Origin of the sequence: Pseudomonas sp. AK181 (genome assembly GCF_051122975.1) — a bacterium.
Classification (GTDB): Bacteria; Pseudomonadota; Gammaproteobacteria; order Pseudomonadales; family Pseudomonadaceae; genus Aquipseudomonas; species Aquipseudomonas lactis.
The window spans coordinates 4,646,470-4,670,343 of record NZ_CP146348.1; the positions used below are offsets into that span (position 1 = coordinate 4,646,470).

Genomic DNA, 23,874 nt, shown 5'->3' on the forward strand with positions numbered 1-23,874 from the left:
CTCAAACATGCTCTACCGCCTAGCCGCCGACGGCCTCGTGCTGTTCCACCTGGCCTTTATCCTGTTCGTGCTGTTCGGTGGCCTGCTCACCCTGAAGTGGCCGCGAGTGATGTGGCTGCACTTACCCGCGGTCGCCTGGGGCATCGCGGTGGAGGTGCTGCACCTGCCCTGCCCGCTCACCCGTTGGGAAAACCTGTTTCGCCACCTGGCCGGGCAGGACGGTTATGGCGGTGGGTTTATCGAGCACTACATCCTCACGCTGATCTACCCCGCCGGGCTGACTGCCAATATCCAACTGCTGCTGGGAGCCGTGGTAGTGGTGATCAACCTCGCGGTGTATGGGCGGGTTATCCGGCGTTACGTACAGGCTTGAGACAGCTGCGCTGGTGAAGAATCAGCGCACCTCAATCCGTTCGCGGTCGCCCCATGTCCGAAGCCTTCGAAGTCCCCAGCCCCCACGAAAAACACCTTGAACACACCACCGAGCATGCTCACGGCCGCGGCGACAGCTTTGCCAGCCGCATCGCCGTGATGACCGCCATCATGGCGACCGTCGGCGCCATGCTCAGCTATCAGGCCGGCTCCAGCGAAAGTGAAGCTGCAATGGACAAGAACAACGCCGCCATCATCAAGACCGAAGCCGCCAACCAGTGGAATTACTACCAGGCCAAATCCAGCCGCCAGAACCTGGCGGAACTGGCCACCCACATTCCCGGCGTGGATGCGGCGCATTACCAGGATGAGATCGAGCGCTACAAGCACCAAAAGGAAGAGGTGCGTAAACAGGCCGAAACGCTCGAGGCCACTTCACGGGACTGGGATCACAAATCCGAAGCAGCGCTGCACCAGCACCATCGCTGGGCCCAGGCGATGACGGCGATTCAGATCGCGATTTCACTGGCGGCGATTACCCTGCTCACACGTAAGGAATGGCTCAAACGGATGTCGTACACCGCTGGCGGCGTGGCCGTGATATTGGGTGGCTTGGCGTGGCTGCATCTCTGACACGCCCAAGATTAAATGTGGGAGCTGTCGAGCCCCAGCCAGGCTGCGATGGGATCACCGCGCAGTACCCGCCAGACTGAGCCATCTGCATCCCAGCCTCGCTGATCGATTTCAATCTGCCAGCTGAGCGCTTAAAGTGTCGCCCCCGAGAATTGAATCTCGAGCTTGAATCTATGGAGTTATAAGTGAAATACCTCAGTAAAGTCGTAGCAGCAGCCGTACTTGGTTTCACCCTGGCAGGTTGCACCGGCACCGCCATGAAAACCCAGCAATACGACGCCAGCCAATACACCGTGCTGGGCCACAGCGAAGCCAGCGCCACCGGCATCATGCTGCTGGGCGTCATCCCCATCGGCCAGAACAACCGCTTTGTACGCGCCCAGGATGCAGCCATCAAGGCCAAGGGCGGCGACGCGCTGATCAACACCCAAGTGCAGGAAAAGTGGTTCTGGGCTTGGGTATTGAACGGCTACACCACCAAGATCTCCGGTGATGTGATCAAGCTGAAAACCGCGCAGTAAGTATGAAAAAGCCGCTTAATCTCAGTACGAGACAGCGGCTTTTTTAACGACAGTTTTAGGCTGGCGTACCACTTCGAGAGCAGACGATCACAGGATGCAGTCATGCGAATTCTGTTTGTACCACTCTTTTGTTTTTTTATAACTGCGTGCTCAAGCAATCCAGCAACGCTGTTTGTAGACCAAGTCAAAAACAGCCAGACGCCTTTGGCTCTTACACCGGTGGAAGCCCTGCATATTTCGCAGGCAGTACCCATGCCTGTCGACCCCGGTTGGCGACCACCTCAATGGAAAATTACCGCCGCAGAACCTCGTATCCTGATCAATGGAACGCCCTCTAATTATCGAGTGTTCAGCACTACCCTGGTTAAAGACAAAGTCTTCCATATCAACGTTAACTCTTGGTGCGTCAACGCCTGTTTAGGATTCAGCAAATACGCTTTGAACCCGTATTTAATCCTCATGGATGCCCAGGGTAATGTGCAAGGCGAAGGCTTTGGCAAGGCGACCGGCATAGTCGGAGTCATCAACCAAGCCTTGACCGGTACAGTGAAAAACAGCGGTACTTATTACCTCATCGTCGCCGCAGATAATCGGGCACCGGGAGAGACCATTGTTATCGACAACGTCCTGCTGATCGGCGCTGCAGCTAGCCCGATAGCGCCTTTGCGTATTGGCATGAACAGTTACCCATTTGGCTCAGTCGGACCGTTTCTGAATACCGAAGAATCGCCTTGAAGCGGTGACAGATCTGCCTTCGAATCATCGGCGCGCCCCTTGAAGCTCATTGGGGTAGCTAACCCCAAACACTACAGTGCAGACGAAGGCAGGTATGATCCAGGCTAACCCGGCCAGACTGGACCTACACACATGCCTGCCTCCGACACCCGCCCTACCCCCGCGCCATTCCTCAAGCCTGGTGAAACCGTGGTGTTGTTCGACGGGGTGTGCAAGCTGTGTAACGGTTGGGCAAGGTTTCTGATCCGCCACGACCACCAACGACGCTTGCGATTAGCCGCCGTGCAGTCACCCGAGGGCCAGGCGCTGCTGGCGTGGGCGGGGTTGCCGCTGGAGCAGTTCGACACCCTCGCAGTGATCCGCGATCGGCACTGTTGGGAGCGTTCGGAGGCGGTGTTGCAAATCATTGTGCAACTGCCTGCCCGCTGGCACCCAATGCTGCTCCTGCGCGGCATCCCGCGCTTTCTTCGGGATTGGGCTTACGACCGCATCGCGCGCAATCGCTATCGGCTGTTCGGGAAATACGATACCTGTCTGTTGCCGAACGCGGATCATGAACAGCGCTTTTTAAAGGATCAGCCATGAATCCCCTGTTACGCATCAACTGGATCGCCCGGGGCGGCCTGGCTTTCATGTTTGCCTACCATGGGCTGGTGCCGAAGCTGCTGTGGCTAAGCCAGGGTGAGCGGGCAATGATCCAGGCGCACGGGATCGAGCAGGTGCAGTTGTTCGCCACGCTGGCGGGGGTTGGGGAAATTGCCCTGGCGATATGGATACTGCTTTCGCCACGCAGTGTCTGGCCGCTTGTAGTGGCTGCGACTGCGCTGGCGGGGCTGCTGGTGGATGTGGCGGTGTTCAGTCCGTCGATACTCAGGGAAGCGTTTAATCCTGTGTCGCTGAATGTGGCGGGGTTGGCGTTGTGTGCGGTGGCTTTGAATACCAAGCCCTGAACGGCATTTATTTCAGCCCGAGTGCCTCAAGTGCAACGGCCAGCGCTGATGTCAGCCATACAGCAACAGCCCAATCAACTGCCATGGCGTCATCTTCGTCACCATGATCAGCACGATCACAAACATCCCAGAGAAACCCAAAACACCCATCCAGAACCATTGCCTATAGACGCCGTGGTATCCATCACCAAGCGCCCTGCCCGTCTCAGCCGCACTGAGCGCCATCTGCTGCAAACGCTTCTGCAGCACCAGCACCGGGAGCCAAAGAGCCCCCACACACAGGAAGATGATCAGCGAAGTCAGCACCCATTCGGTGGTCAACCCAAGTCCGGCAAGCTTGATCAACACAAAGCCGGTAATGATCTGAACGACGCCCGCCGGCGTAGTGATCCAGGTATCGAACTGCACCACCATCCGCGCCACATGGGCAATCACTTGCGGGTTGGCCGTACGGCTCGCGGCGATCAGATACAGATACGAGCCCATGCCGAAGCCAAACAGGAAAATCGCCGCGATGATGTGGATGTATTTCAGGCTCAGATAGAGCATGGTCAGCCCTGCCCGTCAGAGAAATGCACGGCCAGGCTAAGGTTCGCCGGGTCGTTGATGGCGGCCATGTATTCGTCGACGGTGATTTCGCCAACGCACGGCCGCGCACCGGGTTCAGGCACATAGCCTTGGGCGACTTTGAGGGCCAGAGCAACGGCGGCACAGCTGGGGATTTGCGGGCCTTTGTCATTCAGCGCCGTCAGTTGCACCGCCAGGGACAGCGGTTGCCCTTCTGCACCGAGGCCGTTCACGTCGATGTACATCGCGCTTTTGCCATCGCCAAAGCGCTCGAACCAAGTACCCAGCCGATGCAGCCGCGCAGCCCAGGCAAGATGGTCACGCACGACGCCCCACCGCAGCGCCTGGGCCAGCAGATAGTTGGCGACACCGCCAAGCTTGAGCCCCGCACCAGCCTTGAAGCTCAGGGTGTGGGCACCATAGCGGCCAGCAAATATGTCCATGTCGGGCACATCCACATTCGCCAACACCCGCGTGCCAAGCCCAGGCATTTTGCGCAGCGTCAGGTCCTGCCAGCCCAGCACTTCATGCACCTGGCCATGCCTGAGCTGCCTGATTGGTTTGCCCGCGTAAGCCAGCACACCTTCTACGGTGGACAGGCCCGGCATCTTGGCCGAGGAGGAAATACCGTGCTCGATCGAGTCGATACGGGTGAAGCGATAGCGATACTGATCGATGATGGCGCACGACAGCGTCGGCACGGAGCTGCACCCGCTAAGGATCGCCACGCCTGCCTGCCGTGCTTGTGCATCCAGCACGCTCACGCCGTTGACGAAGGTGCGGCAGTCGGACAAGTCGCAGTAGTTCACGCCAGCGTCGATGCAACTCTGGGCGACAGCATAGGACTGCCCCTGGAACGGGCCGCCGGTGTGGATCACCCACTTGATGTTCATCGAACGCAAAACGGAGGCGAACCCGGCGCCCATGGCATCGCCGCACCAACCCTCGCAAGCGGTGTTCGACTGGCTTTTCAGCTCATCCACCTTGCGCTGCAGCTTATGTGGATCGCGACCCGAGATCACCAGTTCAATGCCCGGCGCCACCACCAGATGCCGGCAAACGATGCTGCCGAAATTGCCGTAGCCACCGACTACCAACACCCTGAGTGTCATTCCATTCTTCCCTAAACAAACGATCATGCGCTGCGGCTGAGGCGGCTAAAGATACCCGATTTGTTTAACAGCTTGGGCCAGATCAAAAGAGAGAGTCAGAAGAAGGACTACGGTTTTACAGGCCCTGCCCTGGCTGATCACCAGCCCGCCCCACAAGCCGTCTCAGACCACCTGCAACGGTTTAGCACGATCAATTGACTCCAGGCCAGCTCTCTACATATTCAATAGTGAAGTCCGGATAGGAATCGACAATCTGGATCTTGTAATCAGGATAGCTATCGACGGTTTGCCATTTCCCGACAGAATCCGGCCAGGAATCCACCTTCTTTACCTTGAGGTCGGGGAATTGATTCACCACCTTCACCTTGTAGTCGGGATAGCTGTCCACGAACTGGATTTTGCCGTAAATCTTCGACACATCGACCGTCGTACCGGCGTGAGCGCAAAAGGTGCAGGTCAACAGCAAGGAAGCGAGGGCAACTTTGAACATGAGTATTGCATCCTGAAAAATTGAGGCGTCCAGTCTATCGGTAGCCGCGCGGGCCGTGCCGAAAAACGCCTATCCTTTAAACTCACCCGCCCCGTTGCCGACGGCGTCAACATACGCCACACACAACGACTCGGCGATCTGGCTTTTGACTGCTTTGGTCGATTCTGGGCGCGGGTTTCACCTTCGTTGTTTCCGGACTTTGGATAGCAACCCTGAGCCGGAAATAACATGAGGGTTCCCGTCGGCGAAGTTAGCGATAAAACACAACGCTGTGCGGGCCATAAAGTAAATAAAATCCGTCGCCTTTTTCCAAAAATTACGAAACCCCAGGTTTCTTTCGAAATCTGGGGTTTTGTTTGCTGTGACCGTGGTGAAACGAAAATCAAATAAACCTGTGCCTTTGCCAACTTCTTTTACGAGCGCACTATCGGGCTCAGTTGACGATTCATCGCAACGATATCCGCGTGACTAGGGTTGGGTCCCAGCTTCGCGAAATGCTCTATCATGCGATCCCGAATTTTTGGCGCCTCACCTTTAACTGCCGCATCAAGGGCCCGGCGCATATCAACGGCGGTGTAGTCGCAGCAGTACGCAGGGGTTGCAGGTTGTTGCCGCCACGACTGCTCAAGAGAACCGGCATTGACTGGATCAAAACCTGATTCGCTCACCAGCTCCATGACTGTCTGCACACCGACCTGATCGTCTCCAGCGACCGCAGCCGCCAATCGTGCGGGCGTGCCCTCGGGCTGGCCGAGTTCAGCGAGCGAATAGGCTAACAAATTGTTGAACGCCTTAATCACCGGCCTTCCAATCTGTTTCGAAACCCAAACGCTTTCGGCCATGCCTTCATCTATTTCCGGAATTTTTTGATCCCTCAAGCCTGGGTAGTAATTGCCGGTATCCACGACAGGGACGTCCAATGGAACAGATGCGAACAGGTCAGCAGGCAGATCAGCCACTGCCGGGAAAGGGATAGATAAAAATATCACTTCGGCATTTCGAACAACGCCCGAAATATCTGCAGGCACCGCCCCTATCTCGTTGGCGAAAGCACGAACCCCCTCAATGCCTTTGGAGTTAGCCACCTGCACTTCATGGCCTGCGGCAATCATCTTCCGGGCAAGGGTTGCGCCAATGTTTCCTGTCCCAATCACGCCAATTTTCATGAGTTCTCGCTCGTATAGGTTTCGGGTAGGCGCCTACCTTAGGAGAATAGTGAGATAATGGTAAGTACACACCAAAAGGTAAGTAACGAACCAAACTATGAACAGTGAACGAGAATGGGACTGTGCCGACCCAAAAAATCGAGTGAAATGGGCTGAAGCAACCCTGGAGACCCTCCGTGTACTGGAGGGAAAATGGAAGATCATCATCCTTTGCCAGCTGTTCGCAGCCAAAGGCCCTCTGCGCTTTTCTGATCTTGAAAAGCTCATAGAGGGTATCAACCAGAAAATGCTTATCCAGCAACTTAAGCAGCTCGAAAAAGACGCAATTGTTCGCCGCACGGTTTACCCGCAGGTTCCACCGAAAGTTGAGTATGAGTTGACCGAGGATGGATACGCGTTGGGACCGTCGATGCAGGCTTTGATTGAATGGGCCGAACAGAGGCGCAGCAATTTTGACCAGGCCTGAAACCACAAACCCCCGGCTTTCTCTATGAAAACCAGGGGTTTGTGTTTACTTAATGTGGCGGTGAAGGAGAGATTCGAACTCTCGATACAATTTCTTGTATACACACTTTCCAGGCGTGCTCCTTAAGCCACTCGGACACTTCACCGTATCTCGTCAAACCAGTTCAGTCTGTCGAGGCGCGCTAATGTAGTCGAAAGCCTTTCTGATGGCAAAGGTTTTTTTCAGAATTTTCATGCGGTTAGACCGTTATGCTATTCACCGCCCGGCAAGGGGTGGTGATTGTGCCATTCTCAGGCAGCGGCGGCACGTGTCTGGAATGCTTGCTGCGCCCTGCTGCGGGGTGTCTACCCTTGGGGATGAGGCAAAAGCCTGACTGGGTAGTCAGTCACGGCGCTTTACCCGCGCGGGCGTGGTGAGTAACGTCTGCGCATCTATCTCTATAACAAGCCCTACAAGGAACCGCGTCATGAGTGAGTTGATTGCCTACCACTTCGAAGACGGTATCGCGACCCTGACCCTGAGCAACGGCAAGGTGAATGCCATTTCTCCGGCGGTGGTCAGTGAGTTTAATGCGGCGCTGGATCAGGCCGAGAAGGATCGGGCGGTGGTGATCATCACGGGCACGCCGGGGATTTTGTCGGGTGGTTATGATTTGAAGGTGATGACCGCCGGCCCTAAAGAGGCAATCAGCCTGGTGACTTCAGGCTCGACCCTGGCGCGGCGGATGTTGGCGCACCCATTCCCGGTGATCGTGGCCTGCCCTGGGCATGCGGTGGCCAAGGGCGCGTTCCTGTTGTTGTCGGCCGATTATCGGATTGGCGTCGAAGGCCCGTTCAGCATTGGGCTGAATGAAGTGGCGATTGGCATGACCATGCACCACGCCGGTATCGAGTTGGCGCGCGATCGCCTGCGTAAGTCGGCGTTTCAGCGTTCGGTGATCAATGCCGAGATGTTTGATCCGCAAGGCGCCCTGCACGCAGGTTTCCTCGACAAGGTGGTGGCACCGGAAGAACTGCAAGCGGCTGCACTGGAAGCGGCACGGCAGTTGAAGAAGATCAATATGAACGCGCACAAGCACACCAAGTTGAAAGTGCGCCGCGCCCTGCTCGAAGCCCTGGACGATGCAATCATCCAGGATCAGGGCCATAGCCTGAGCTAAGTCCTACACCTTTCGTGCCTGAGCCCGACCTTGAGTCGGGCTTTTTCTTACCTATAGATATGAAACGTCCGTAGCCGCTCTAGTTAGCCGTTATCGGACCATGTGGAAACATGCGCTTAAACATCGGCTATCTCCTACGTCTGTAGGGGCAATTGCCGAATACAGTGCACATCCGTACACTGCGCCACCTTTTGTCCCGATGGGCCGTGTCGATGCTTTTTCTGTTGCGTATGTTGTTGATGGGCCTGCATTTTATGATCGCCGGCGTGCTGGGTGTGCTGGTCGGTGTGTGCCGGCCGTTCAATCCGGACAACAGCCGTCTCTGCGCTCGCCTCTATGCGTTGCCAGCCATGCGGATCTTGGGCTTGAACGTGAAGACCGACGTCGACTCGCTGCGCAACAAGCCCGGTACCTGCGTGGTGATTGCCAACCATCAGTCCAACTACGATCTGTTTGTGCTCGGCAATGTAGTGCCGCACCGCACGGTCTGCATCGCCAAGAAAAGCCTGAAATGGGTACCACTGTTCGGCCAGTTGTTCTGGCTGGCGGGCAATGTGCTGATCGACCGTGGCAATGCTCACAAGGCGCGGCGTGCGATGCTGACCACCACGCACACCTTGCAGCATGAGGACACGTCGATCTGGGTGTTCCCGGAGGGCACGCGCAACCTGGGCAAAGGGTTGTTGCCGTTCAAGAAAGGCGCGTTTCATATGGCGATTGCGGCCGGTGTGCCTATCGTGCAGGTGTGTGTCAGTAACTATGTGACGCAGATGAAGCTCAATCGTTGGGACAGTGGCAGTGTGCTGATACGCTCGTTGCCGCCGATTCCTACCTGTGGGTTGACGGTGGATGACATCCCTCAGTTGCTGCTGACGTGTCAGACGCAGATGGAGGAGTGCATTGCACAGATGGACCGCGAACTGCAACGCCCGTAGGTGCCCGCTTGGGGTGACGCGGAGCGTCACGGGCGGCATTCCCACGCAGAGCGTGGGAACGATCAAGTGACGGGAACGGGTGTGTCGGTGAGCAACAACGGAACGCCATTCAGGCTAAGCTGCCCAACATCTGTCCTCTTGATAAGAAGTGATCAGCACCATGGGTAGAGTTGTTGCGGCTGCCGTCTACAGCGCCGGTAAGAAAGTCTCGGATATCACCCTCGATGAAGGCGCGGCCTGGGCCGCCAAACCTGGGCACTTTGTGTGGATCGGCCTGGAAGAACCCAGCGCTCAGGAACTGAACAACCTGCAACGCCAGTTCAACCTGCACGAACTGGCGATCGAAGACGCCATGGAAAAACACAGCCGCCCGAAGCTGGAAACCTTCGGCGACGCGCTGTTTATCGTCACCTACTCACCGGTACGCGAGAACGGCAAGCTGGAGTTTATCGAGACCCATATTTTTGCCGGCAACGGCTACATCATCACCGCACGCAACGGCCACTCGGCGTCCTACGGTTTTGTGCGCCAGCGTTGTGAGGCGCGCCCGTTGTTGCTGGAGCATGGGGAAGATTTCGTACTCTATGCGCTGCTGGATTTTGTCACCGAAAACTATCAGCCGGTGAGCGAGGCGATCCACGCCGAGATTGATGAGCTGGAACGTAACGTGCTGTGCAGTTCACTCAACGAGCGTGATATCCAGCACCTCCACGGCCTGCGCCGCGATGTATTACGGCTCAAGCGACATGTGGCGCCGATGGTGGAGATCAGCCAGGAGTTGCAGAAGCTCAGCTTCCCGTTTATCGACAAGAACATGCGCCCGTATTTTCGTGACGTGCAAATCCACGTTACGCGGCAGATGGAAGACCTCACCACCTTACGCGACATCGCCAGCCAGACCATTGAGATTGGTGTGCTGCTGGAGGCCTCGCGCCAGAGCGTGGTGCAGCGCAAGTTCGCCGCGTGGGCGGCGATCCTGGCGTTCCCCACGGCGGTGGCGGGGATTTATGGGATGAACTTCCAGAACATGCCCGAGCTGCAATGGCACTACGGCTATTTTGCGGTGCTCGGGTTTATTACCTTGGGCTGTACCGGGTTATGGGCCAGCTTCAAGCGTTCGGGCTGGCTTTAAGCCTTGGCTTCAGGCTGATGGGCAACGAAGCGCATCATCCATTCCGCCACGGTTACGCCGTGGTGGTCGCGTTCCAGGCTGGCCACGCCGTTGCTGTAGACCTTTTCACCCAGGGTTGTCTGAAGGATTTCCAGCAACTCGCGGGAATAGTCGTGAACAAACTCCGGATGGCCCTGGAAGCACAGCACCTGGTCGCCGATGTGGTACGCGGCAAACGGGCAGAATTCGCTGGAGGCGATGACCGTGGCATTGTCCGGCAATGTGGTGACTTGGTCCTGGTGGCTGATCAACATCCTCAGTTCAGGCACCTCGGGGCTCATCCACGGGGCCTTGGCGTCCAGCTTGTAGTCGTGGGTGCCCATGCCCCAACCCTGGCTGGCCCGCTCGGCCTTGCCGCCCAGCAGCAGCGCGAGCAACTGGTGGCCGAAGCACACACCCAGCAGCTTGTCGCCACGCTCATAGCGCGTGAGCAGGTAGGTCTTGAGGGTCTGGATCCAAGGGTCGGTACCGAACGAATCGGCCTTGCTGCCGGTGATCAGGTACGCGTCAAACACTTCGTCATCCGGCGGGTACTCGCCCTGCACCACGTTGTAGACGACAAACTCGGCGGCAATCGGTTGCTTGGCGAACAGGCGCTTGAACATTTGCCCATAGCCTTGGTACTCATCGATCAAAGCGGGACGCAGAATATCGGTTTCCAGGATGCAGACGCGTAGCGACATAAAAAATACCTGACACGGCGATGGGAATATTGCACACCCCAGAGCCTGCCCTGAAATACCCCCCCAAAGCAAGCCCTCAATGGGCGCCCACACACACTGTAGGAGCGAGCTTGCTCGCGAAAAACGTCAACGATAACGCAGGTATCCTGGATAAAAGCGTTGCCTGTGCGTTCTTCGCGAGCAAGCTCGCTCCTACAGTGAAGCGTTAAAACAGTGCGCCTTTTGCGGCTTTTTCCAGTAATAACGCCGGCGGCGAGAAGCGCTCCCCGTACTCCTCGGCCAGGTAGCGGGCACGGGCGATGAAGTCGTTCAGCCCGTACTGGTTGATAAACTGCAACGCGCCGCCACTCCATGCGGCAAAGCCGATGCCGAAGATGGATCCGACGTTGGCGTCCGCCGTGGACATCAACACGCCCTCCTCCACGCAGCGTACGGTTTCGATGGCTTGGATAAACAGCAAGCGGTCACGCACGTCCTGGGGTGAGATTTGCTTGCCGGGCTGTTCGAACCGGGTTTTCAGCTCAGGCCACAGGTGCTTCTGGCCGCCAGCGGGATAGTCGTAAAAACCAGCGCCTGCCCCCTTGCCCGTGCGCTTGTACTCGTTCGCCAACAGATCGATCACCGCCGTCGCTGGATGGTTCGGCATCGCCTTGCCTTCGGCCTGCAGGTCCTTGGTCGTTTGCTGTCGGATATGGCTCATCAGGCTGAGGGACACTTCATCGGACACCGCCAACGGCCCCACTGGCATGCCGGCCTTGCGCGCTTCGGTCTCGATCATCGGCGCAGCCACGCCTTCGCCGAGCATGGCAATGCCTTCGTTGGTAAAGGTGCCGAATACCCGCGAGGTGAAAAAGCCGCGACTGTCGTTGACCACAATCGGGGTTTTCTTGATTTGCAGTACGAAGTCAAACCCTCGGGCCAGGGTTTCGTCGCTGGTGCGCGCGCCCTTGATGATTTCCACCAGGGGCATCTTGTCCACGGGGCTGAAGAAGTGCAGGCCGATGAACCTGGCTTGATCGGGCACCGCCGTGGCCAGGCCGCTGATGGGCAAGGTGGAGGTGTTGGAGGCGATCACAGCATTGGCCCCCACCACGCTTTGCGCCGCGGCCGAGACCTTGGCCTTGAGTGCGCGGTCTTCGAATACGGCCTCGATGATCAGGTCGCAGCCGGCCAGGTCGGCGTCATCCTGGGTAGGACGAATGCGCACCAGGGTGGTTTCGCGCTGTTCGGCGGTCAGTTGCCCACGGCTGACTTTCTTGTCCAGCAATGCGGCCGAATGGGCCTTGCCTTTTTCGGCAGCGGCCAGGGTGATGTCCTTGAGCACCACCTCGATACCCGCACAGGCACTGACATAGGCGATGCCCGCGCCCATCATCCCGGCGCCGAGCACACCGACCTTACGCGTGACGTAGGGCGCATAGCCCTGGGGGCGTGAGCTGCCGGCATTGATTTCGTTGAGCTGGAACCAGAAGGTGCCGATCATGTTTTTTGCCACTTGCCCGGTCACTAGCTCGGTGAAGTAGCGGGTTTCGATCAGGTGCGCGGTGTCGAAGTCCACTTGGGCGCCCTCGACGGCGGCACAGAGGATTTTCTCCGGCGCGGGGAAGCAGCCCTGGGTCTTGCTGCGCAAAATCGACGGCGCAATGGCGAGCATCTGCGCGACTTTAGGGTGGGACGGCGTGCCGCCGGGAATCGCGTAACCCTTGTTGTCCCAGGGTTGCCTAACGTCGGGATTAGCCAGAATCCAGGCACGGGCCTGTGCCAGCAATGCCTCGCGATCCGCCGCCAACTCGTCAATCAAGCCCGCTTGCAGGGCCTGGGCAGGCCGCACCTTTTTACCTTCGAGCAGATACGGCAAAGCTTTTTCCAGGCCGAGCATGCGCACCATACGCACCACGCCACCGCCCCCCGGCAACAGGCCAAGGGTCACTTCCGGCAAACCCAGTTGCACTGACTTGTCGTCTAGCGCAACCCGGTGGTGGCAGGCCAGGCAAATCTCCCACCCACCGCCCAGGGCCGCGCCATTGATCGCAGCCACCACCGGCTTGCCGAGGGTTTCCAGGCGGCGCAATTGCGCTTTCAACACCAACACACTGTCGTAGAAATCCTTGGCGTGGGCTCTATCGACCTTGATCAGCTCATTGAGGTCGCCCCCGGCAAAAAAGGTCTTCTTGGCCGAGGTGATCACCACCCCGGCGATCTCGTCCTTTTCCGCTTCCAGGCGCGTGAGGGTGGCCGCCATGGCTTCGCGGTAGGCGGCGTTCATGGTGTTGGCGCTCTGGCCGGGCATGTCGAGGGTCAGCACCACGATCTGGTCCTGGCCTTTTTCGTAACGAATGGCATCGGTCATGACAAATTCCTTAGGCTCAGAGGCGTTCGATAATGGTGGCGATACCCATGCCACCGCCGACACACAAGGTGGCCAGGCCGTAGCGTTGCTGGCGTACTTCCAGCTCGTCGAGCAAGGTGCCAAGGATCGCGCAGCCGGTGGCGCCCAAGGGGTGGCCCATGGCGATGGAGCCGCCGTTGACGTTGACCCGTGCGGCGTCGATGCCCATGTCCTTGATGAACTTGAGCACCACCGAAGCAAAGGCTTCGTTGACTTCAAACAGGTCGATGTCTTCAACCCGCAGGCCGGCCTTGGCCAGCGCCTTGCGAGTGGCCGGCGCGGGGCCGGTGAGCATGATGGTCGGGTCGGTGCTGGTCACCGCCGTGGCGACAATTCGCGCCCGCGGTTGCAGGCCCAGTTCACGGCCTTTGGCCTCGGAGCCGATCAGCATCAGCGCGGCGCCATCTACGATGCCGGAACTGTTGCCCGGCGTGTGCACATGGTGGATGCGCTCCACGTGGCTATAGACCCGCAACGCGGTGGCGTCGAAGCCCATCTGGCCCATCATTTCGAAGCTGGGCTTGAGCTTGCCCAAGCCCTCCAGGGTTGAGTCGCCGCGGATAAATTCGTCATGGTTCAGCAGCACGATGCCGTTCTGGTCGTGCACCGCGATCAGCGACTTGTTGAAGGAACCGTCTGCCCGCGCCCTGGCGGCTTTCTGCTGGGACTGTAGGGCAAAGGTGTCGACATCCTGGCGCGTGAAGCCTTCCAGGGTGGCGATCAGGTCGGCGCCAATGCCTTGGGGGGTGAAGTGGCTGTGCATATTGGTTTGCGGGTCGAGCACCCAGGCGCCGCCATCGCTGCCCATGGGCACGCGGGACATGGATTCGACGCCGCCAACCACCACCAGGTCTTCGAAGCCGGAACGCACCTTCATCGCCCCCAGGTTCACCGCTTCCAGGCCCGACGCGCAGAAGCGATTGACCTGCACACCGGCAACACTGACATCCCAGTCGGCCACCAGCGCGGCGGTCTTGGCGATATCGGCGCCCTGGTCGCCCACCGGTGTAACGCAGCCCAGGACGATGTCATCCACTTGGCGGGTGTCGAGGTCGCTGCGCTGCGCCAACGCCGTGAGCAAGCCAGCCACCAGGTTTACCGGCTTGACGCTGTGCAGGGCACCGTCGGCCTTGCCTTTACCCCGGGGCGTGCGTATCGCATCAAAGATCAAAGCTTGGGTCATGACATCCTCGAACCGCTGTGGGTGTGTGCCCCTACCTTAGGCCCGATTGACACGGTTTCAATGACGGATGCGCTCATTGCTTTTGACCCCCTCGCTCGGACGAACGGTAGGTGCCTATGGGAAAACCCTGATTAATCGTTTTAGCGGTCTAGCCCTAGGGTTGGCGCCAAGATGGCAATAAGCCTCATGCCGTTTTTAGCGCAAATACTTATTAGCTGATATGAAATGGGTCTAAGCCAGAAAGAACGGGCGCTCTAAGGTTGAACCTGTAAGACGCTGCTGCCGGGTTTTGCTGGAGCGGCTGTAAGAAAAGTGCAACGTCACCTCGCGATACTGAATACAACGGCACGCATTTGACGCTCAGGAATAACAACAATAGAAAAGGCAGTCAGCCATGTTCAAACAATCGAAAGTACGTCAGGCGGGACTTATTCTGTTCGCCACCACCCTGATTCTGATCTTGCCCAATTTACCCAAGGTTATTGGGTGACGATTGCGCTCCCACCTGCCGTGAACGCACCGCACCAGGCCAGCAGCTTTTGGCAGCACCTGCCAGGACATTGCGCTTAGCGCGCCTGTTGCAGGGGCTGTCTTTTTACCTGTCGTTTTCCGTTATCGTGTGCGCCCTTACTCTCTTGCAACGGGCCTGTGCCTTGAAACCGATCCTCGCCCTTTTTGCCCTGCTGTTGAGCCTGCCTGCGGCGGCGGCCCCCTTGACCATCGAGCTGGACCACAGCCAAAAGACCTGGCAGACCGCCGAGTTGCTCAAGCACCCCGACGCTCAGACGGTGCAGATCGTCGATGATGTGTCCTACAAGCGCACTATGACCTATCGCGCGGTGCCCCTCGCGGTGCTCTTACCGGGCCTTAAACCTGCGAACCACCTGCAAGCCGTTGCCCTTGATGGTTTTGCCGCCGAACTTGCCGCCGCGCCGTTGCTGGAAAAAAACGGCGCCCGCGCCTGGCTGGCCGTGGAAGACCCGGCCCATCCATGGCCACCGCTGGCACAGGGCAAGCCCAGCGCCGGGCCGTTCTATTTGGTCTGGACCCACCCTGAAGCCGGGCATATCAGCCCCGAACAGTGGCCGTTCCAGGTCTCCAGGTTCAAACAGTTGCAGACGGTTGGCGAGCGTTTCCCGGCATTATTGCCCGACCCGAAGCTGGCGGCGAACGACCCGATCAACCAGGGCTTTGCGTTGTTCCAGAAGAACTGCCTGGCGTGCCATCGCCTCAATGGCGGCGGTGATGCCCAGATGGGTCCGGACCTGAATGTGCCCTACAACCCCACCGAGTATTTCAGCGGCGATTTCCTCAAGCGTTACATCCGCGACCCGCAGAGCCTGAGGCATTGGCCACAGGCGAAGATGCCGGCGTTTACAGCCAGTGTATTGCCAGACAATGAGTTGGATTTGCTGGTGGGATATCTGCGGCACATGGCAGGCCGCAAGTTGTAGGAGCGAGCTTGCTCGCGAAAAACCTCAGAGCACCGTTGAGTATCAGGCTCCCCGCGTAATCGTTAACGTTTTTCGCGAGCAAGCTCGCTCCTACAGTTTGATCGTTCCCACGCTCTGCGTGGGAACGCCTCTTGTGATGCTCTGCGTCACGCTTTGGGACGCAGAGCGTCCTGGGCTGCATTCCCACGCAGAGCGTGGGAACGATCATTGCTGCGGCGCCACGAATACCTTGGCATGCATCTGCTCATGCCCACCGCCACGGCGCATGCCGCGTACCGGGCAGGCGTCGAGGTAGTCCAGGCCCACGGCCAGCTTCAAGTGCCGCTCCGGCCGCGCCAGTTGGTTGGTCACGTCAAAGCTGTACCAGGCGTCATCCAGCCAGGCTTCGGCCCAGGCATGGCTGGCCAGGTGCGTGCTGTCTTCGGTGTACAGATACCCCGACACATACCGCGCGGGGATCCCCAGGCTGCGTGCGCAGGCCAGGAACGCATGGGTGTGGTCCTGGCACACCCCAGCGGCACCTGCAAAGGCCTGGGCGGCGCAGGTATCGACGTCGGTCGCGCCAGGCGTGTAGACCATGGCGTGGTTAAGCGCCTGCATCAGGTCGATAAGCGCGGTGCGGTCGCGACGCTGATGGCAGTGTTGTTCGGCAAACCCGCGCAGGGCGTCGTCGGGCTCGGTGAGGCGCGTGGCGCGCAGGAACGGGAAGGCAGACTGGCTTTCGTGTTCGGCCTCGCGCAATTCATCGATCTCCACCACGCCCCGGGCGCCAATGATGATGGCGTCATGGGGCTCGTCCAGGGTGAGCACATGCAAGATATTACCGAAGGGGTCCACCTGGGCCCGCACCGGGCGTGGCAGGTCGAGTTGCCAGCTCAGCACGTGCTGGCGCTCGCTGTCATGGGGTGTCAGGCGCAGGTACTGGATGCTGGCGCGCACCTGGTCTTCGTAGTGGTAGGTGGTGTCGTGGCTGATGGAGAGTCTCATGCCGCCTCCAGGTAGGAACTGTAGATGGCGTCGCCCAACTGGCGGACCAAGGGGATAAAGTCGGTCAGCCAGGCATGCAGGCCTTCCTCGAGGATTTCGTCGATGGCGGTAAAGCGCAGGCGCGCATCCATCTCGGCGGCCAGGCGCTGGGCCGGGCGGCCGTTGATACCAGGCAGGCTGGCGAGGATCTGGTCGATCTCTTCGCTGCAAGCGCGCAGCGAACGCGGCACATCCGCGCGTAACAGCAGCAGCTCGGCCACTTGCCGAGCCCCCGGTGCATCGCGATAAATCTCGGTGTACGCCTCGAATGACGACAGGGCGCGCAGCAACGCACTCCATTGGTAATACGCGTGGGCCGTGCCATCGCTGACCGCCTCAGCCTGTTCGCCGGCCATTTCGTAGCGGGCATCGAGCAGGCGCAGGGTGTTATCGGCGCGCTCAATGAAGGTGCCAAGGCGAATAAAGCGGAAGGCATCGTTGCGCATGATGGTGCCGTAAGTGGCCCCACGGAACAGGTGGGAACGCTCCTTGACCCACTCACAAAACCGGCTCATGCCGTAGTGGCTCAGCCCCTGCTGGGCGATATCGCGAATGTCCAGCCAGGTGGCGTTGATGTTTTCCCACATGTCGGCGGTGATTCGCCCACGTACCGCATGGGCGCTGGCCCGCGCCGCGCCCAGGCAGCTGTAGATGCTCGCCGGGTTGGCCGCGTCCAGGGCAAAAAAGTGCAGCAAGCGTTCAGCGTGCAATGGGCCATGACGCGCGTGGTAATCCTCCAGGGTGCCGGTGATCAACAGCGGCATGGCCAATTCGTGCAGGCCATCGCCGCGCCCGTCCTGGGGCATCAGCGACAGCGAATAGCTGACATCGAGCATGCGCGCGAGGTTTTCGGCGCGTTCCAGGTAGCGCGACATCCAATACAAATCCGAGGCAGTTCTACTCAACATCGCATCAGTCCTCGACCACCCAGGTGTCTTTGGTTCCGCCGCCCTGGGACGAGTTGACCACCAGCGAGCCTTCGCGCAACGCCACGCGGGTCAGGCCACCCGGTACCACGCGGGTGTCCTTGCCGGACAACACGAAGGGGCGCAGGTCGATATGGCGCGGGGCGATGCCGTTTTCGACAAAGGTCGGGCACGTGGATAAACACAGGGTCGGCTGCGCGATATAGGCGTGTGGCTTGGCCTTGATACGCGCCCGGAACGCTTCGATTTCTGCGGTTGTAGACGCCGGCCCAACCAACATGCCGTAGCCACCGGAGCCTTGGGTTTCCTTGACCACCAAGTCGGGCAGGTTGGCCAGTACGTGGGACAACTCGTCAGGCTTACGGCATTGAAAAGTCGGAACGTTCTGCAGGATCGGCTCTTCGTCGAGGTAGAAGCGGATCATCTCGGTAACGAAAGGGTAAACCGATTTGTCGTCCGCAACCCCGGTTCCAATGGCGTTGGCCAGCACCACATTGCCGCAACGGTAAGCGGCAAGCAGGCCGGGTACACCGAGCATGGAGTCCGGGTTGAAAGCCAGCGGGTCAAGGAACGCATCATCGAGGCGACGGTAGATCACATCGACAGCCTTGGGCCCGTCGGTGGTGCGCATGAATACACGGTCATCGCGCACGAACAAATCTGCGCCTTCCACCAACTCCACGCCCATTTCCCGAGCCAGGAAGGCATGTTCGAAGAACGCGCTGTTGAAACGCCCGGGCGTCAGTACCACCACACTGGGGTTATCCAGAGGGCTGGCGCTTTTGAGGGTATCGAGCAGCAGGTTGGGGTAATGGTCGATGGGTGCGATGCGCTGGGCCGCGAACAGTTCGGGGAACAGCCGCATCATCATCTTGCGGTCTTCGAGCATGTAGCTGACACCGCTGGGCGTGCGCAGGTTGTCTTCGAGCACGTAGTACGTGCCGTCGCCATCGCGTACGAGGTCGACCCCGGAGATGTGCGAATAAATATCGCGGTGCAAATCCAGGCCCTGCATTGCCAATTGATATTGCTCGTTGGCCAGTACCTGTTCGGCAGGGATGATGCCGGCCTTGATGATGCGTTGGTCGTGGTACAGGTCGGCGAGGAACAGGTTCAGCGCCTTGACCCGCTGGATACAGCCGCGCTCGACAATCCGCCATTCACTCGCCGGAATGCTGCGGGGGATGGTGTCAAAGGGGATCAGGCGCTCGGTGCCTTGTTCGTCCCCGTAGAGGGTGAAGGTGATGCCGGCGCGGTGGAACAGCAAATCGGCTTCACGCCGGCGCTGGGCCAGCAGTTCGGCAGGGGTGTCGGCCAGCCAACGGGCGAACTCGCGGTAATGGGGGCGAACCTGCCCTGCCCCATCGTACATTTCATCGTAATAAGTGCGGATCATGCCGTACTCCTTGTCACCCGGACGCAAGAACCTTCGCAAGGCCCGTGCCAGCGGCATAAACACTTAATAATCAACCAGTTGAATAATCCCAGCGGAAGCACCGCACCGTCCTGGTGCGCGCAATTGCCTGGGTCAAGCCGTGCGCTTCATTGCAATGCGGTCTTTGGCTATCAACAGCATAGTCAGAGTTGATTTCACTGCGCGGCTGGCACTGCGGATAATCACCTCCATCGGCTGAACAGGAGATGTCCTACAGCTAAACCTTTTGTGCAAGCGATATGGTGTTACTTCGTGTACTGATCTACCTCCTCGAACTTCCCTTTCCGCCACCCTATTTGGGTGGCTTTTTTTTGCGCGTAAAACGGCGGTTCACGTTGCACCGGCGCCCCAAACAAAATCGGCCGACCCAAAGGTCAGCCGATACGCTGTGTTGCTCATAAATACCAACTACATGGGTAACCCACGCACCTCCTGCTTGACGCCCCATCCCTCGATAATGCCACCCAGGGGCTCGACCACTGCCTCAAAGTCTTGCTCGAAATCTCCTATGCCGTCGTAGGTTGCGAACATGATTTTGCTCAGTTCCAGGTACCAGGCGCCATCGTCGCGCGCGCTGACCTGGGCATTGAGGGACTCCCCACGAAATCGACCCGCAGCCCTGCGCGCCCGTTCCTCATCCGGGAAAATGGCGTAGAACTCGATGGGGTGAAAACGCGAGAAATCAAAGCCGCCTTCTTTCATGCGGCGCAGTACGTTGGTGCTGATGTCTTCTTGATAGGCTGTGCTCATGAAACGTCCTCCTCAAACCGATGGATAGACTTTCCGTGCTTCCTGAAGCCCCGCGCCCTGCTGGCGCGGGCACCACGGCATAACAACACCGCAGGAAAACAAGCATGTAGCTGACAAGACCAGACCTTAGCGATTCATTCGCTGATCTCGATTGCAGAGTAGCGCGAAGCTATCACCTCCACCAGAGGTGCTTGAAGGGTCTATAGAAAATGTTCAGGCCGCGGGTTCGACCTTGAGGTCCTTAATACCATTCTGATCATGCAGGCTCTTGACCGTGGGATCGGGGACACGGTCAGCAAGATCGTTAAGGTCCAGCTTTTCCAACACCGGCGACACACGCACGCGCACCATTTGTGCGGCTTCTTCCAGCGTCGGCTCATGCTCGCAGTCAAATTGCTCGACTTTCGGCTCGCCGCGGTCGTTGATGAAAGAAACATTCCACTTCGGCATCGGTGCCTCCTCGATAAAACCCATAGGTGGGCTTACTTGTATCTGGACCGTGAGGGCTCGCCAAACGTTCCGCTCAAGTCCGGAGGCACCGGATCAACTGCACTTATTTTTCAGCGTGTTCTTTCAAGGCTTTCAAGGTGTTGAACGGGGCGTCCACCACGAACTTGTTGGCCAACCACGAAGGTACACTGCCGCCTGGCTCGGTGTGTACCTGGTAGGTGACTTCGGTCTGGTTATCGCCCTTTGGCACCAGTTTCCAGAAACCCTCCACCTGGGCGACCCGCACGTAGCCTTTTTCTTCAGGCTTGTAGGTCGGCACACCTTCCAGTTTGCGCGTGACGGTACCGTCTGCGGCTTTGGTGGTGGTGACGTGGATGTACGAGTCGCGGTCCGTCACGGGGAACGGCGCCTTGAACTGGGTATAGGTCCAGGCCTCGTCGCCTTTCTTGTCGACGAGTTTCTGGGACTTGCACTCATGGATCCATGCGCAAGCACCGGCCACATCTTCCTGCAGCGCCTGGACCTTGGCCAAAGGCGCCTTGATCACCGTCACACCGCGATACGCCTTGTACTTGGAACCGGCAATCTCGCTCAGGGACACCTTGATACCGTCTTCGTCCTTGGCGACTTGCCAATCCTCAGCCTGGGCAGTGGCCGCAAACAACAGCGTAAAACCGCACAGCACAGCCACTCGTTTCAGCGAACCCATCGTTGTATTCCTTATTGTTGAAGTTCCGATAGTAAAGCCCATCAAGCCGCCGTCATCTGCTCCCACCAGCCGATCAGGCGGATGGCATCGGCCTGGTCGTTGCCACAGACGTCGATATCCGCCTTGAAATCACTGCACACGGCGGGCCGCTGCGGTTGACCAAACAACTGGCACAGTTGTTCCGCCGACAGGTGCACGCAGCGAACGCCTGCGGGTTTGCCCAGAGGCATTCCGGGTAGTGGTGAACTGATGGAGGGGGCAATGCAGCAGGCGCCACAGCCTTCACGGCATTTCATGACCAGCAGGTCCTCGACGACTCAATAGGGATGGCCGGGCTAGAGTACGCCCTTAAACAGCCGTTTTAAAATGGCCCAACAGAGGTTTTTCGCACAAAACAAAAGTGACCGACCAGTCTGCGACAGATGGTCAGCCGCCTGGGTCACCTGGGCTTAGAAAGTTTATTGCTTGAATTCGAAATCCAGCGCAGCACCTTCAACATCACGGCGTTCTTCGTTACGCAGTTGCAGCTTCATCTCATTGCTGAGCAAGCGACCGTTGATCTGGAACGCGCTGTTGTCGGTGGGCTTTTCCCCAAACATTGGCGGCAACAAAGGCACGCTCTTGGGCTTGGGCATGGTGCCGATGGGTTGCAAGTGCCTCACCATGTCCGAAGGCAGGGACAGGTCCAACTGTGCCGGTGGCAGTTTGGTCTGGGCGACTTCACGGGCCGACTTGGACTTGCTCGCCACGGGTGCACGCTTTTTGGTCGAGGCAGCTTTCTTTTGTGCGGCGGGGGCTTTTTTCGCAGGCGCAGGCTGCTTGGCTGAGGTCTTTTGCTCGGCACTGACGGCGGGCTTGCCATCAGCCACCGGCGCTGCAGCCAGCACGCTGCCGACGTTGCACAGGCTCAGCAGGCCAATCATCCATGTAACGCGAAAAATAGAAGTCATATCGCCAACAGCATTAACGGCAGAAGGCCATATGCTCGCTCGTTGTGCGCGGCATGACAAGGGCACAGATCAGTCTTGTCCCCTTTGATCACCTCAAAAGCCCGCTGCGGCCTCTTGGCATAGCTGTGTGGCAAGCATTCCCAGGGTCATCAACGCCCGCTCTGCCTCGCGATTCCACGGCGTGCCGCAGTTGAGGCGAATACAGTGGTTGAACTGTTCGGTATTACTGAAGATCAGCCCTGGCGCAATGCTGATGCCTTGTTGCAGGGCACGCACATGCAGCTCCTGGGTATTGACCCGCCCCGGCAAACTGACCCACAAGATAAAGCCGCCGGTCGGACGGGTCATCTGGGTGCCTTCGGGAAAATACTGCTGCACCGCCAATTGGAAGGCGCTGAGGTTCTTGCGGTATTCCTGGCGGATATAGCGCAGGTGACGGTCGTAGCCACCGTTTTCCAGATAGGCCGCGACGCCCATTTGCGTGACGCTGCAAGCAGAATGCGTGCTGAACATCTGCAGGCGCTGGATTTCCTGCTGGTATTTGCCGGCAATCATCCAGCCAATGCGTACGCCCGGCGACAAGGTCTTGGAAAAGCTTGAGCAATAGATCACCCGGTCGAGGCGGTCGTAGGCCTTGAGGGCTTTGGTGCGGCCGAGTTCGAACATCAACTCGCCGTAAATATCATCCTCGACGATCTGAATATCGAAGTCCGACGCCAGGCGCAGCAACTGTTTCTGCCGCTCCTCCGGCATGGTGCCGCCCAGCGGATTACTCAGGCGCGTGGTCAGCACCAGCGCCTTGATCGACCATTGGTTGGCGGCCAGTTGCAAGGCCTCAAGACTCATGCCCGTGGCGGGGTCGCTGGGGATCTCGATGACCTTGAGGCCCAGCAGATCCGCCAATTGCAGCAAGCCGTAATAGGTGGGTGATTCAGCCGCGATCAGGTCGCCAGGGCGCGTCAGCACGCGCAACGACATCTGCAATGCATCGACACAGCCGTGGGTGATCACCACTTCTGAAGGGTCCACGACCACCCCGGCATCGCGCATGCGGATCGCCACCTGGCGGCGCAGGGGTTCAAAGCCAGGGCTGAACATGTAGCTGAACGCCCGTGGGCTCTGAAAACGCGTGACCTTGGCCAACTGCTGATGCAATGCCCGCACTGGCAGGTAGTCGACACTCGGCACCGCTGCACCCAAGGGAAACACCCCTTCACGGCGCGACTCGACCAACACCTGCTGGATGATACTGCTACGGGTGACCAACCCTGGACGCTCGACCCGTGCGATATCGGGCGTAGGCGCCGTGAGGGCTGGCGTCTGGTGCACGTAGTAGCCCGACTGCGGCCGCGCCCGGATCAGCCCCTGGTCTTCCAGGTTGGCGTAGGCCTGCAGCACCGTGGCATGGCTCACATTGAGCTGGGAGCTCATTTTGCGCACCGACGGCACGCGCTCCCCCGGTTGGTAGACACCGCGCCGGATGTCCTCAGCCAGTTGCTGGGCAATACGTTGGTAAAGCAACAGATTGGTCATGACGCAGCACTCGATTTCACGGGTATTTTATTTTTGTGTGAAACATACCGGCACAGTTTAGAAGTGTACGGGGACAGTTGCCACAATAGTCGAGCGCGGGCGGGAGTGA

The 23,874-nt window shown here is 58.8% G+C and carries 27 protein-coding genes, 1 tRNA gene and 1 pseudogene; 11 read left to right on the forward strand and 18 right to left on the reverse strand.

Annotation, left to right across the window (positions count from 1 at the left end; translation table 11 throughout):
• The first annotated feature begins 7 nt into the window (after positions 1-7).
• From V8689_RS21160 to V8689_RS21185, 6 genes are all read left to right on the forward strand, one after another.
• On the forward strand, positions 8-373 hold the full coding sequence (locus tag V8689_RS21160) for a DUF2784 domain-containing protein (protein WP_044275129.1): 366 nt from the start codon (positions 8-10) through the stop codon (positions 371-373).
• 53 nt (positions 374-426) lie between these two features.
• Positions 427-1,005 carry a DUF4337 domain-containing protein gene (locus tag V8689_RS21165; protein WP_056786771.1) on the forward strand — a complete coding sequence of 193 codons (579 nt, stop codon included), beginning with the start codon at positions 427-429 and terminating at the stop codon, positions 1,003-1,005.
• Between the two features lie 185 nt (positions 1,006-1,190).
• Positions 1,191-1,526, forward strand: coding sequence for a hypothetical protein (locus V8689_RS21170; RefSeq protein WP_032895768.1), 336 nt, complete (start codon positions 1,191-1,193; stop codon positions 1,524-1,526).
• 102 nt (positions 1,527-1,628) lie between these two features.
• Entirely contained in the window at positions 1,629-2,261 is a 633-nt protein-coding gene (locus tag V8689_RS21175) for a hypothetical protein (RefSeq protein WP_056786774.1), read from the forward strand.
• A gap of 132 nt (positions 2,262-2,393) precedes the next feature.
• On the forward strand, positions 2,394-2,846 hold the full coding sequence (locus V8689_RS21180; RefSeq protein WP_056786777.1) for a thiol-disulfide oxidoreductase DCC family protein: 453 nt from the start codon (positions 2,394-2,396) through the stop codon (positions 2,844-2,846).
• Positions 2,843-3,211 carry a DoxX-like family protein gene (locus tag V8689_RS21185; protein WP_056786780.1) on the forward strand — a complete coding sequence of 123 codons (369 nt, stop codon included), beginning with the start codon at positions 2,843-2,845 and terminating at the stop codon, positions 3,209-3,211. The genes V8689_RS21180 and V8689_RS21185 overlap by 4 nt, the downstream gene beginning before the upstream one ends.
• A 51-nt stretch (positions 3,212-3,262) precedes the next feature.
• On the opposite strand, the gene V8689_RS21190 is transcribed toward V8689_RS21185, so the two are convergent.
• The 4 genes from V8689_RS21190 to V8689_RS21205 all read right to left on the reverse strand — a co-directional run bounded on the left by V8689_RS21190 (position 3,263) and on the right by V8689_RS21205 (position 6,546).
• The gene (locus tag V8689_RS21190; RefSeq protein ID WP_056786783.1) at positions 3,263-3,760 is read right to left on the reverse strand and encodes a DUF2269 family protein; all 498 of its coding nucleotides are present in this window, start codon (positions 3,758-3,760) and stop codon (positions 3,263-3,265) included.
• 2 nt (positions 3,761-3,762) lie between these two features.
• Entirely contained in the window at positions 3,763-4,890 is a 1,128-nt protein-coding gene (locus tag V8689_RS21195; RefSeq protein ID WP_056786788.1) for a saccharopine dehydrogenase NADP-binding domain-containing protein, read from the reverse strand.
• 190 nt (positions 4,891-5,080) lie between these two features.
• The gene (locus V8689_RS21200; RefSeq protein WP_003193360.1) at positions 5,081-5,380 is read right to left on the reverse strand and encodes a hypothetical protein; all 300 of its coding nucleotides are present in this window, start codon (positions 5,378-5,380) and stop codon (positions 5,081-5,083) included.
• 413 nt (positions 5,381-5,793) lie between these two features.
• The gene (locus V8689_RS21205; protein ID WP_056786791.1) at positions 5,794-6,546 is read right to left on the reverse strand and encodes an NADPH-dependent F420 reductase; all 753 of its coding nucleotides are present in this window, start codon (positions 6,544-6,546) and stop codon (positions 5,794-5,796) included.
• A 97-nt stretch (positions 6,547-6,643) separates the two neighbouring features.
• On the opposite strand from V8689_RS21205, the gene V8689_RS21210 reads away from it, so the two are divergent.
• Positions 6,644-7,012, forward strand: coding sequence for a winged helix-turn-helix transcriptional regulator (locus V8689_RS21210; RefSeq protein ID WP_056786794.1), 369 nt, complete (start codon positions 6,644-6,646; stop codon positions 7,010-7,012).
• 55 nt (positions 7,013-7,067) lie between these two features.
• Here the strand turns inward: V8689_RS21210 and V8689_RS21215 are convergent.
• A tRNA-Ser gene (locus tag V8689_RS21215) sits at positions 7,068-7,157 on the reverse strand.
• A 321-nt stretch (positions 7,158-7,478) separates the two neighbouring features.
• Here V8689_RS21215 and V8689_RS21220 point away from each other — a divergent pair.
• The 3 genes from V8689_RS21220 (at position 7,479) to V8689_RS21230 (ending at position 10,238) form a co-directional block, all read left to right on the forward strand.
• Positions 7,479-8,171 (forward strand): crotonase/enoyl-CoA hydratase family protein, encoded by a 693-nt coding sequence (locus V8689_RS21220; protein ID WP_003193445.1) that lies wholly within the window; start codon positions 7,479-7,481, stop codon positions 8,169-8,171.
• A 212-nt stretch (positions 8,172-8,383) separates the two neighbouring features.
• Entirely contained in the window at positions 8,384-9,106 is a 723-nt protein-coding gene (locus V8689_RS21225; protein WP_056786797.1) for a 1-acylglycerol-3-phosphate O-acyltransferase, read from the forward strand.
• A gap of 160 nt (positions 9,107-9,266) precedes the next feature.
• A complete protein-coding gene (locus V8689_RS21230; protein WP_003193449.1) occupies positions 9,267-10,238 on the forward strand; it encodes a magnesium and cobalt transport protein CorA in 972 nt (323 codons plus the stop codon).
• Here V8689_RS21230 and V8689_RS21235 read toward each other — a convergent pair.
• The 3 genes from V8689_RS21235 to V8689_RS21245 all read right to left on the reverse strand — a co-directional run bounded on the left by V8689_RS21235 (position 10,235) and on the right by V8689_RS21245 (position 14,532).
• Positions 10,235-10,960 carry an amidotransferase gene (locus tag V8689_RS21235; protein WP_032895712.1) on the reverse strand — a complete coding sequence of 242 codons (726 nt, stop codon included), beginning with the start codon at positions 10,958-10,960 and terminating at the stop codon, positions 10,235-10,237. The genes V8689_RS21230 and V8689_RS21235 overlap by 4 nt on opposite strands.
• A 205-nt stretch (positions 10,961-11,165) precedes the next feature.
• A complete protein-coding gene (locus V8689_RS21240) occupies positions 11,166-13,310 on the reverse strand; it encodes a 3-hydroxyacyl-CoA dehydrogenase NAD-binding domain-containing protein (protein WP_056786799.1) in 2,145 nt (714 codons plus the stop codon).
• A gap of 16 nt (positions 13,311-13,326) precedes the next feature.
• The gene (locus V8689_RS21245; RefSeq protein WP_056786802.1) at positions 13,327-14,532 is read right to left on the reverse strand and encodes an acetyl-CoA C-acetyltransferase; all 1,206 of its coding nucleotides are present in this window, start codon (positions 14,530-14,532) and stop codon (positions 13,327-13,329) included.
• A gap of 653 nt (positions 14,533-15,185) precedes the next feature.
• On the opposite strand from V8689_RS21245, the gene V8689_RS21250 reads away from it, so the two are divergent.
• A complete protein-coding gene (locus V8689_RS21250; protein WP_060765986.1) occupies positions 15,186-15,986 on the forward strand; it encodes a c-type cytochrome in 801 nt (266 codons plus the stop codon).
• On the opposite strand, the pseudogene V8689_RS21255 reads toward V8689_RS21250, so the two are convergent.
• The 10 genes and pseudogenes from V8689_RS21255 to V8689_RS21300 form a co-directional block, all read right to left on the reverse strand.
• Positions 15,970-16,068, reverse strand: a pseudogene (locus tag V8689_RS21255) (outer membrane lipoprotein carrier protein LolA); the annotation flags it as partial. The gene V8689_RS21250 and the pseudogene V8689_RS21255 overlap by 17 nt on opposite strands.
• A gap of 122 nt (positions 16,069-16,190) precedes the next feature.
• The gene (locus tag V8689_RS21260) at positions 16,191-16,973 is read right to left on the reverse strand and encodes a transglutaminase family protein (RefSeq protein WP_056786805.1); all 783 of its coding nucleotides are present in this window, start codon (positions 16,971-16,973) and stop codon (positions 16,191-16,193) included.
• The gene (locus tag V8689_RS21265) at positions 16,970-17,920 is read right to left on the reverse strand and encodes an alpha-E domain-containing protein (RefSeq protein WP_060765933.1); all 951 of its coding nucleotides are present in this window, start codon (positions 17,918-17,920) and stop codon (positions 16,970-16,972) included. The genes V8689_RS21260 and V8689_RS21265 overlap by 4 nt, the downstream gene beginning before the upstream one ends.
• 4 nt (positions 17,921-17,924) lie before the next feature.
• Positions 17,925-19,334 carry a circularly permuted type 2 ATP-grasp protein gene (locus V8689_RS21270; protein ID WP_003193461.1) on the reverse strand — a complete coding sequence of 470 codons (1,410 nt, stop codon included), beginning with the start codon at positions 19,332-19,334 and terminating at the stop codon, positions 17,925-17,927.
• A 447-nt stretch (positions 19,335-19,781) separates the two neighbouring features.
• A complete protein-coding gene (locus V8689_RS21275) occupies positions 19,782-20,123 on the reverse strand; it encodes a ribonuclease E inhibitor RraB (RefSeq protein ID WP_003193463.1) in 342 nt (113 codons plus the stop codon).
• Positions 20,124-20,336: 213 nt separating this feature from the next.
• Positions 20,337-20,597, reverse strand: a complete 261-nt coding sequence (locus tag V8689_RS21280) for a hypothetical protein (protein ID WP_044275140.1) — start codon at positions 20,595-20,597, stop codon at positions 20,337-20,339.
• A gap of 79 nt (positions 20,598-20,676) precedes the next feature.
• On the reverse strand, positions 20,677-21,282 hold the full coding sequence (locus V8689_RS21285) for an START domain-containing protein (protein ID WP_056786847.1): 606 nt from the start codon (positions 21,280-21,282) through the stop codon (positions 20,677-20,679).
• Between the two features lie 41 nt (positions 21,283-21,323).
• Positions 21,324-21,578 carry a YkgJ family cysteine cluster protein gene (locus V8689_RS21290; protein WP_047711588.1) on the reverse strand — a complete coding sequence of 85 codons (255 nt, stop codon included), beginning with the start codon at positions 21,576-21,578 and terminating at the stop codon, positions 21,324-21,326.
• Between the two features lie 162 nt (positions 21,579-21,740).
• Positions 21,741-22,232, reverse strand: coding sequence for a hypothetical protein (locus tag V8689_RS21295; RefSeq protein WP_056786850.1), 492 nt, complete (start codon positions 22,230-22,232; stop codon positions 21,741-21,743).
• 93 nt (positions 22,233-22,325) lie between these two features.
• On the reverse strand, positions 22,326-23,765 hold the full coding sequence (locus tag V8689_RS21300) for a PLP-dependent aminotransferase family protein (RefSeq protein WP_056786853.1): 1,440 nt from the start codon (positions 23,763-23,765) through the stop codon (positions 22,326-22,328).
• Between the last annotated feature and the right edge of the window lie 109 nt (positions 23,766-23,874).

Excerpts from the sequence above, each read along its gene's own strand:
- V8689_RS21240 (WP_056786799.1), bottom strand. The coding sequence starts at position 13,310 with ATGACCGATGCCATTCGTTACGAAAAAGGCCAGGACCAGATCGTGGTG.
- V8689_RS21265 (WP_060765933.1), bottom strand. The coding sequence starts at position 17,920 with ATGTTGAGTAGAACTGCCTCGGATTTGTATTGGATGTCGCGCTACCTG.
- V8689_RS21180 (WP_056786777.1), top strand. The coding sequence starts at position 2,394 with ATGCCTGCCTCCGACACCCGCCCTACCCCCGCGCCATTCCTCAAGCCT.
- V8689_RS21160 (WP_044275129.1), top strand. The coding sequence starts at position 8 with ATGCTCTACCGCCTAGCCGCCGACGGCCTCGTGCTGTTCCACCTGGCC.
- V8689_RS21230 (WP_003193449.1), top strand. The coding sequence starts at position 9,267 with ATGGGTAGAGTTGTTGCGGCTGCCGTCTACAGCGCCGGTAAGAAAGTC.
- V8689_RS21245 (WP_056786802.1), bottom strand. The coding sequence starts at position 14,532 with ATGACCCAAGCTTTGATCTTTGATGCGATACGCACGCCCCGGGGTAAA.
- V8689_RS21295 (WP_056786850.1), bottom strand. The coding sequence starts at position 22,232 with ATGACTTCTATTTTTCGCGTTACATGGATGATTGGCCTGCTGAGCCTG.
- V8689_RS21195 (WP_056786788.1), bottom strand. The coding sequence starts at position 4,890 with ATGACACTCAGGGTGTTGGTAGTCGGTGGCTACGGCAATTTCGGCAGC.
- V8689_RS21200 (WP_003193360.1), bottom strand. The coding sequence starts at position 5,380 with ATGTTCAAAGTTGCCCTCGCTTCCTTGCTGTTGACCTGCACCTTTTGC.
- V8689_RS21300 (WP_056786853.1), bottom strand. The coding sequence starts at position 23,765 with ATGACCAATCTGTTGCTTTACCAACGTATTGCCCAGCAACTGGCTGAG.
- V8689_RS21225 (WP_056786797.1), top strand. The coding sequence starts at position 8,384 with ATGCTTTTTCTGTTGCGTATGTTGTTGATGGGCCTGCATTTTATGATC.
- V8689_RS21285 (WP_056786847.1), bottom strand. The coding sequence starts at position 21,282 with ATGGGTTCGCTGAAACGAGTGGCTGTGCTGTGCGGTTTTACGCTGTTG.
- V8689_RS21205 (WP_056786791.1), bottom strand. The coding sequence starts at position 6,546 with ATGAAAATTGGCGTGATTGGGACAGGAAACATTGGCGCAACCCTTGCC.
- V8689_RS21165 (WP_056786771.1), top strand. The coding sequence starts at position 427 with ATGTCCGAAGCCTTCGAAGTCCCCAGCCCCCACGAAAAACACCTTGAA.
- V8689_RS21280 (WP_044275140.1), bottom strand. The coding sequence starts at position 20,597 with ATGGGTTTTATCGAGGAGGCACCGATGCCGAAGTGGAATGTTTCTTTC.
- V8689_RS21270 (WP_003193461.1), bottom strand. The coding sequence starts at position 19,334 with ATGATCCGCACTTATTACGATGAAATGTACGATGGGGCAGGGCAGGTT.
- V8689_RS21210 (WP_056786794.1), top strand. The coding sequence starts at position 6,644 with ATGAACAGTGAACGAGAATGGGACTGTGCCGACCCAAAAAATCGAGTG.
- V8689_RS21290 (WP_047711588.1), bottom strand. The coding sequence starts at position 21,578 with ATGAAATGCCGTGAAGGCTGTGGCGCCTGCTGCATTGCCCCCTCCATC.
- V8689_RS21275 (WP_003193463.1), bottom strand. The coding sequence starts at position 20,123 with ATGAGCACAGCCTATCAAGAAGACATCAGCACCAACGTACTGCGCCGC.
- V8689_RS21175 (WP_056786774.1), top strand. The coding sequence starts at position 1,629 with ATGCGAATTCTGTTTGTACCACTCTTTTGTTTTTTTATAACTGCGTGC.
- V8689_RS21260 (WP_056786805.1), bottom strand. The coding sequence starts at position 16,973 with ATGAGACTCTCCATCAGCCACGACACCACCTACCACTACGAAGACCAG.
- V8689_RS21220 (WP_003193445.1), top strand. The coding sequence starts at position 7,479 with ATGAGTGAGTTGATTGCCTACCACTTCGAAGACGGTATCGCGACCCTG.
- V8689_RS21190 (WP_056786783.1), bottom strand. The coding sequence starts at position 3,760 with ATGCTCTATCTGAGCCTGAAATACATCCACATCATCGCGGCGATTTTC.
- V8689_RS21235 (WP_032895712.1), bottom strand. The coding sequence starts at position 10,960 with ATGTCGCTACGCGTCTGCATCCTGGAAACCGATATTCTGCGTCCCGCT.
- V8689_RS21185 (WP_056786780.1), top strand. The coding sequence starts at position 2,843 with ATGAATCCCCTGTTACGCATCAACTGGATCGCCCGGGGCGGCCTGGCT.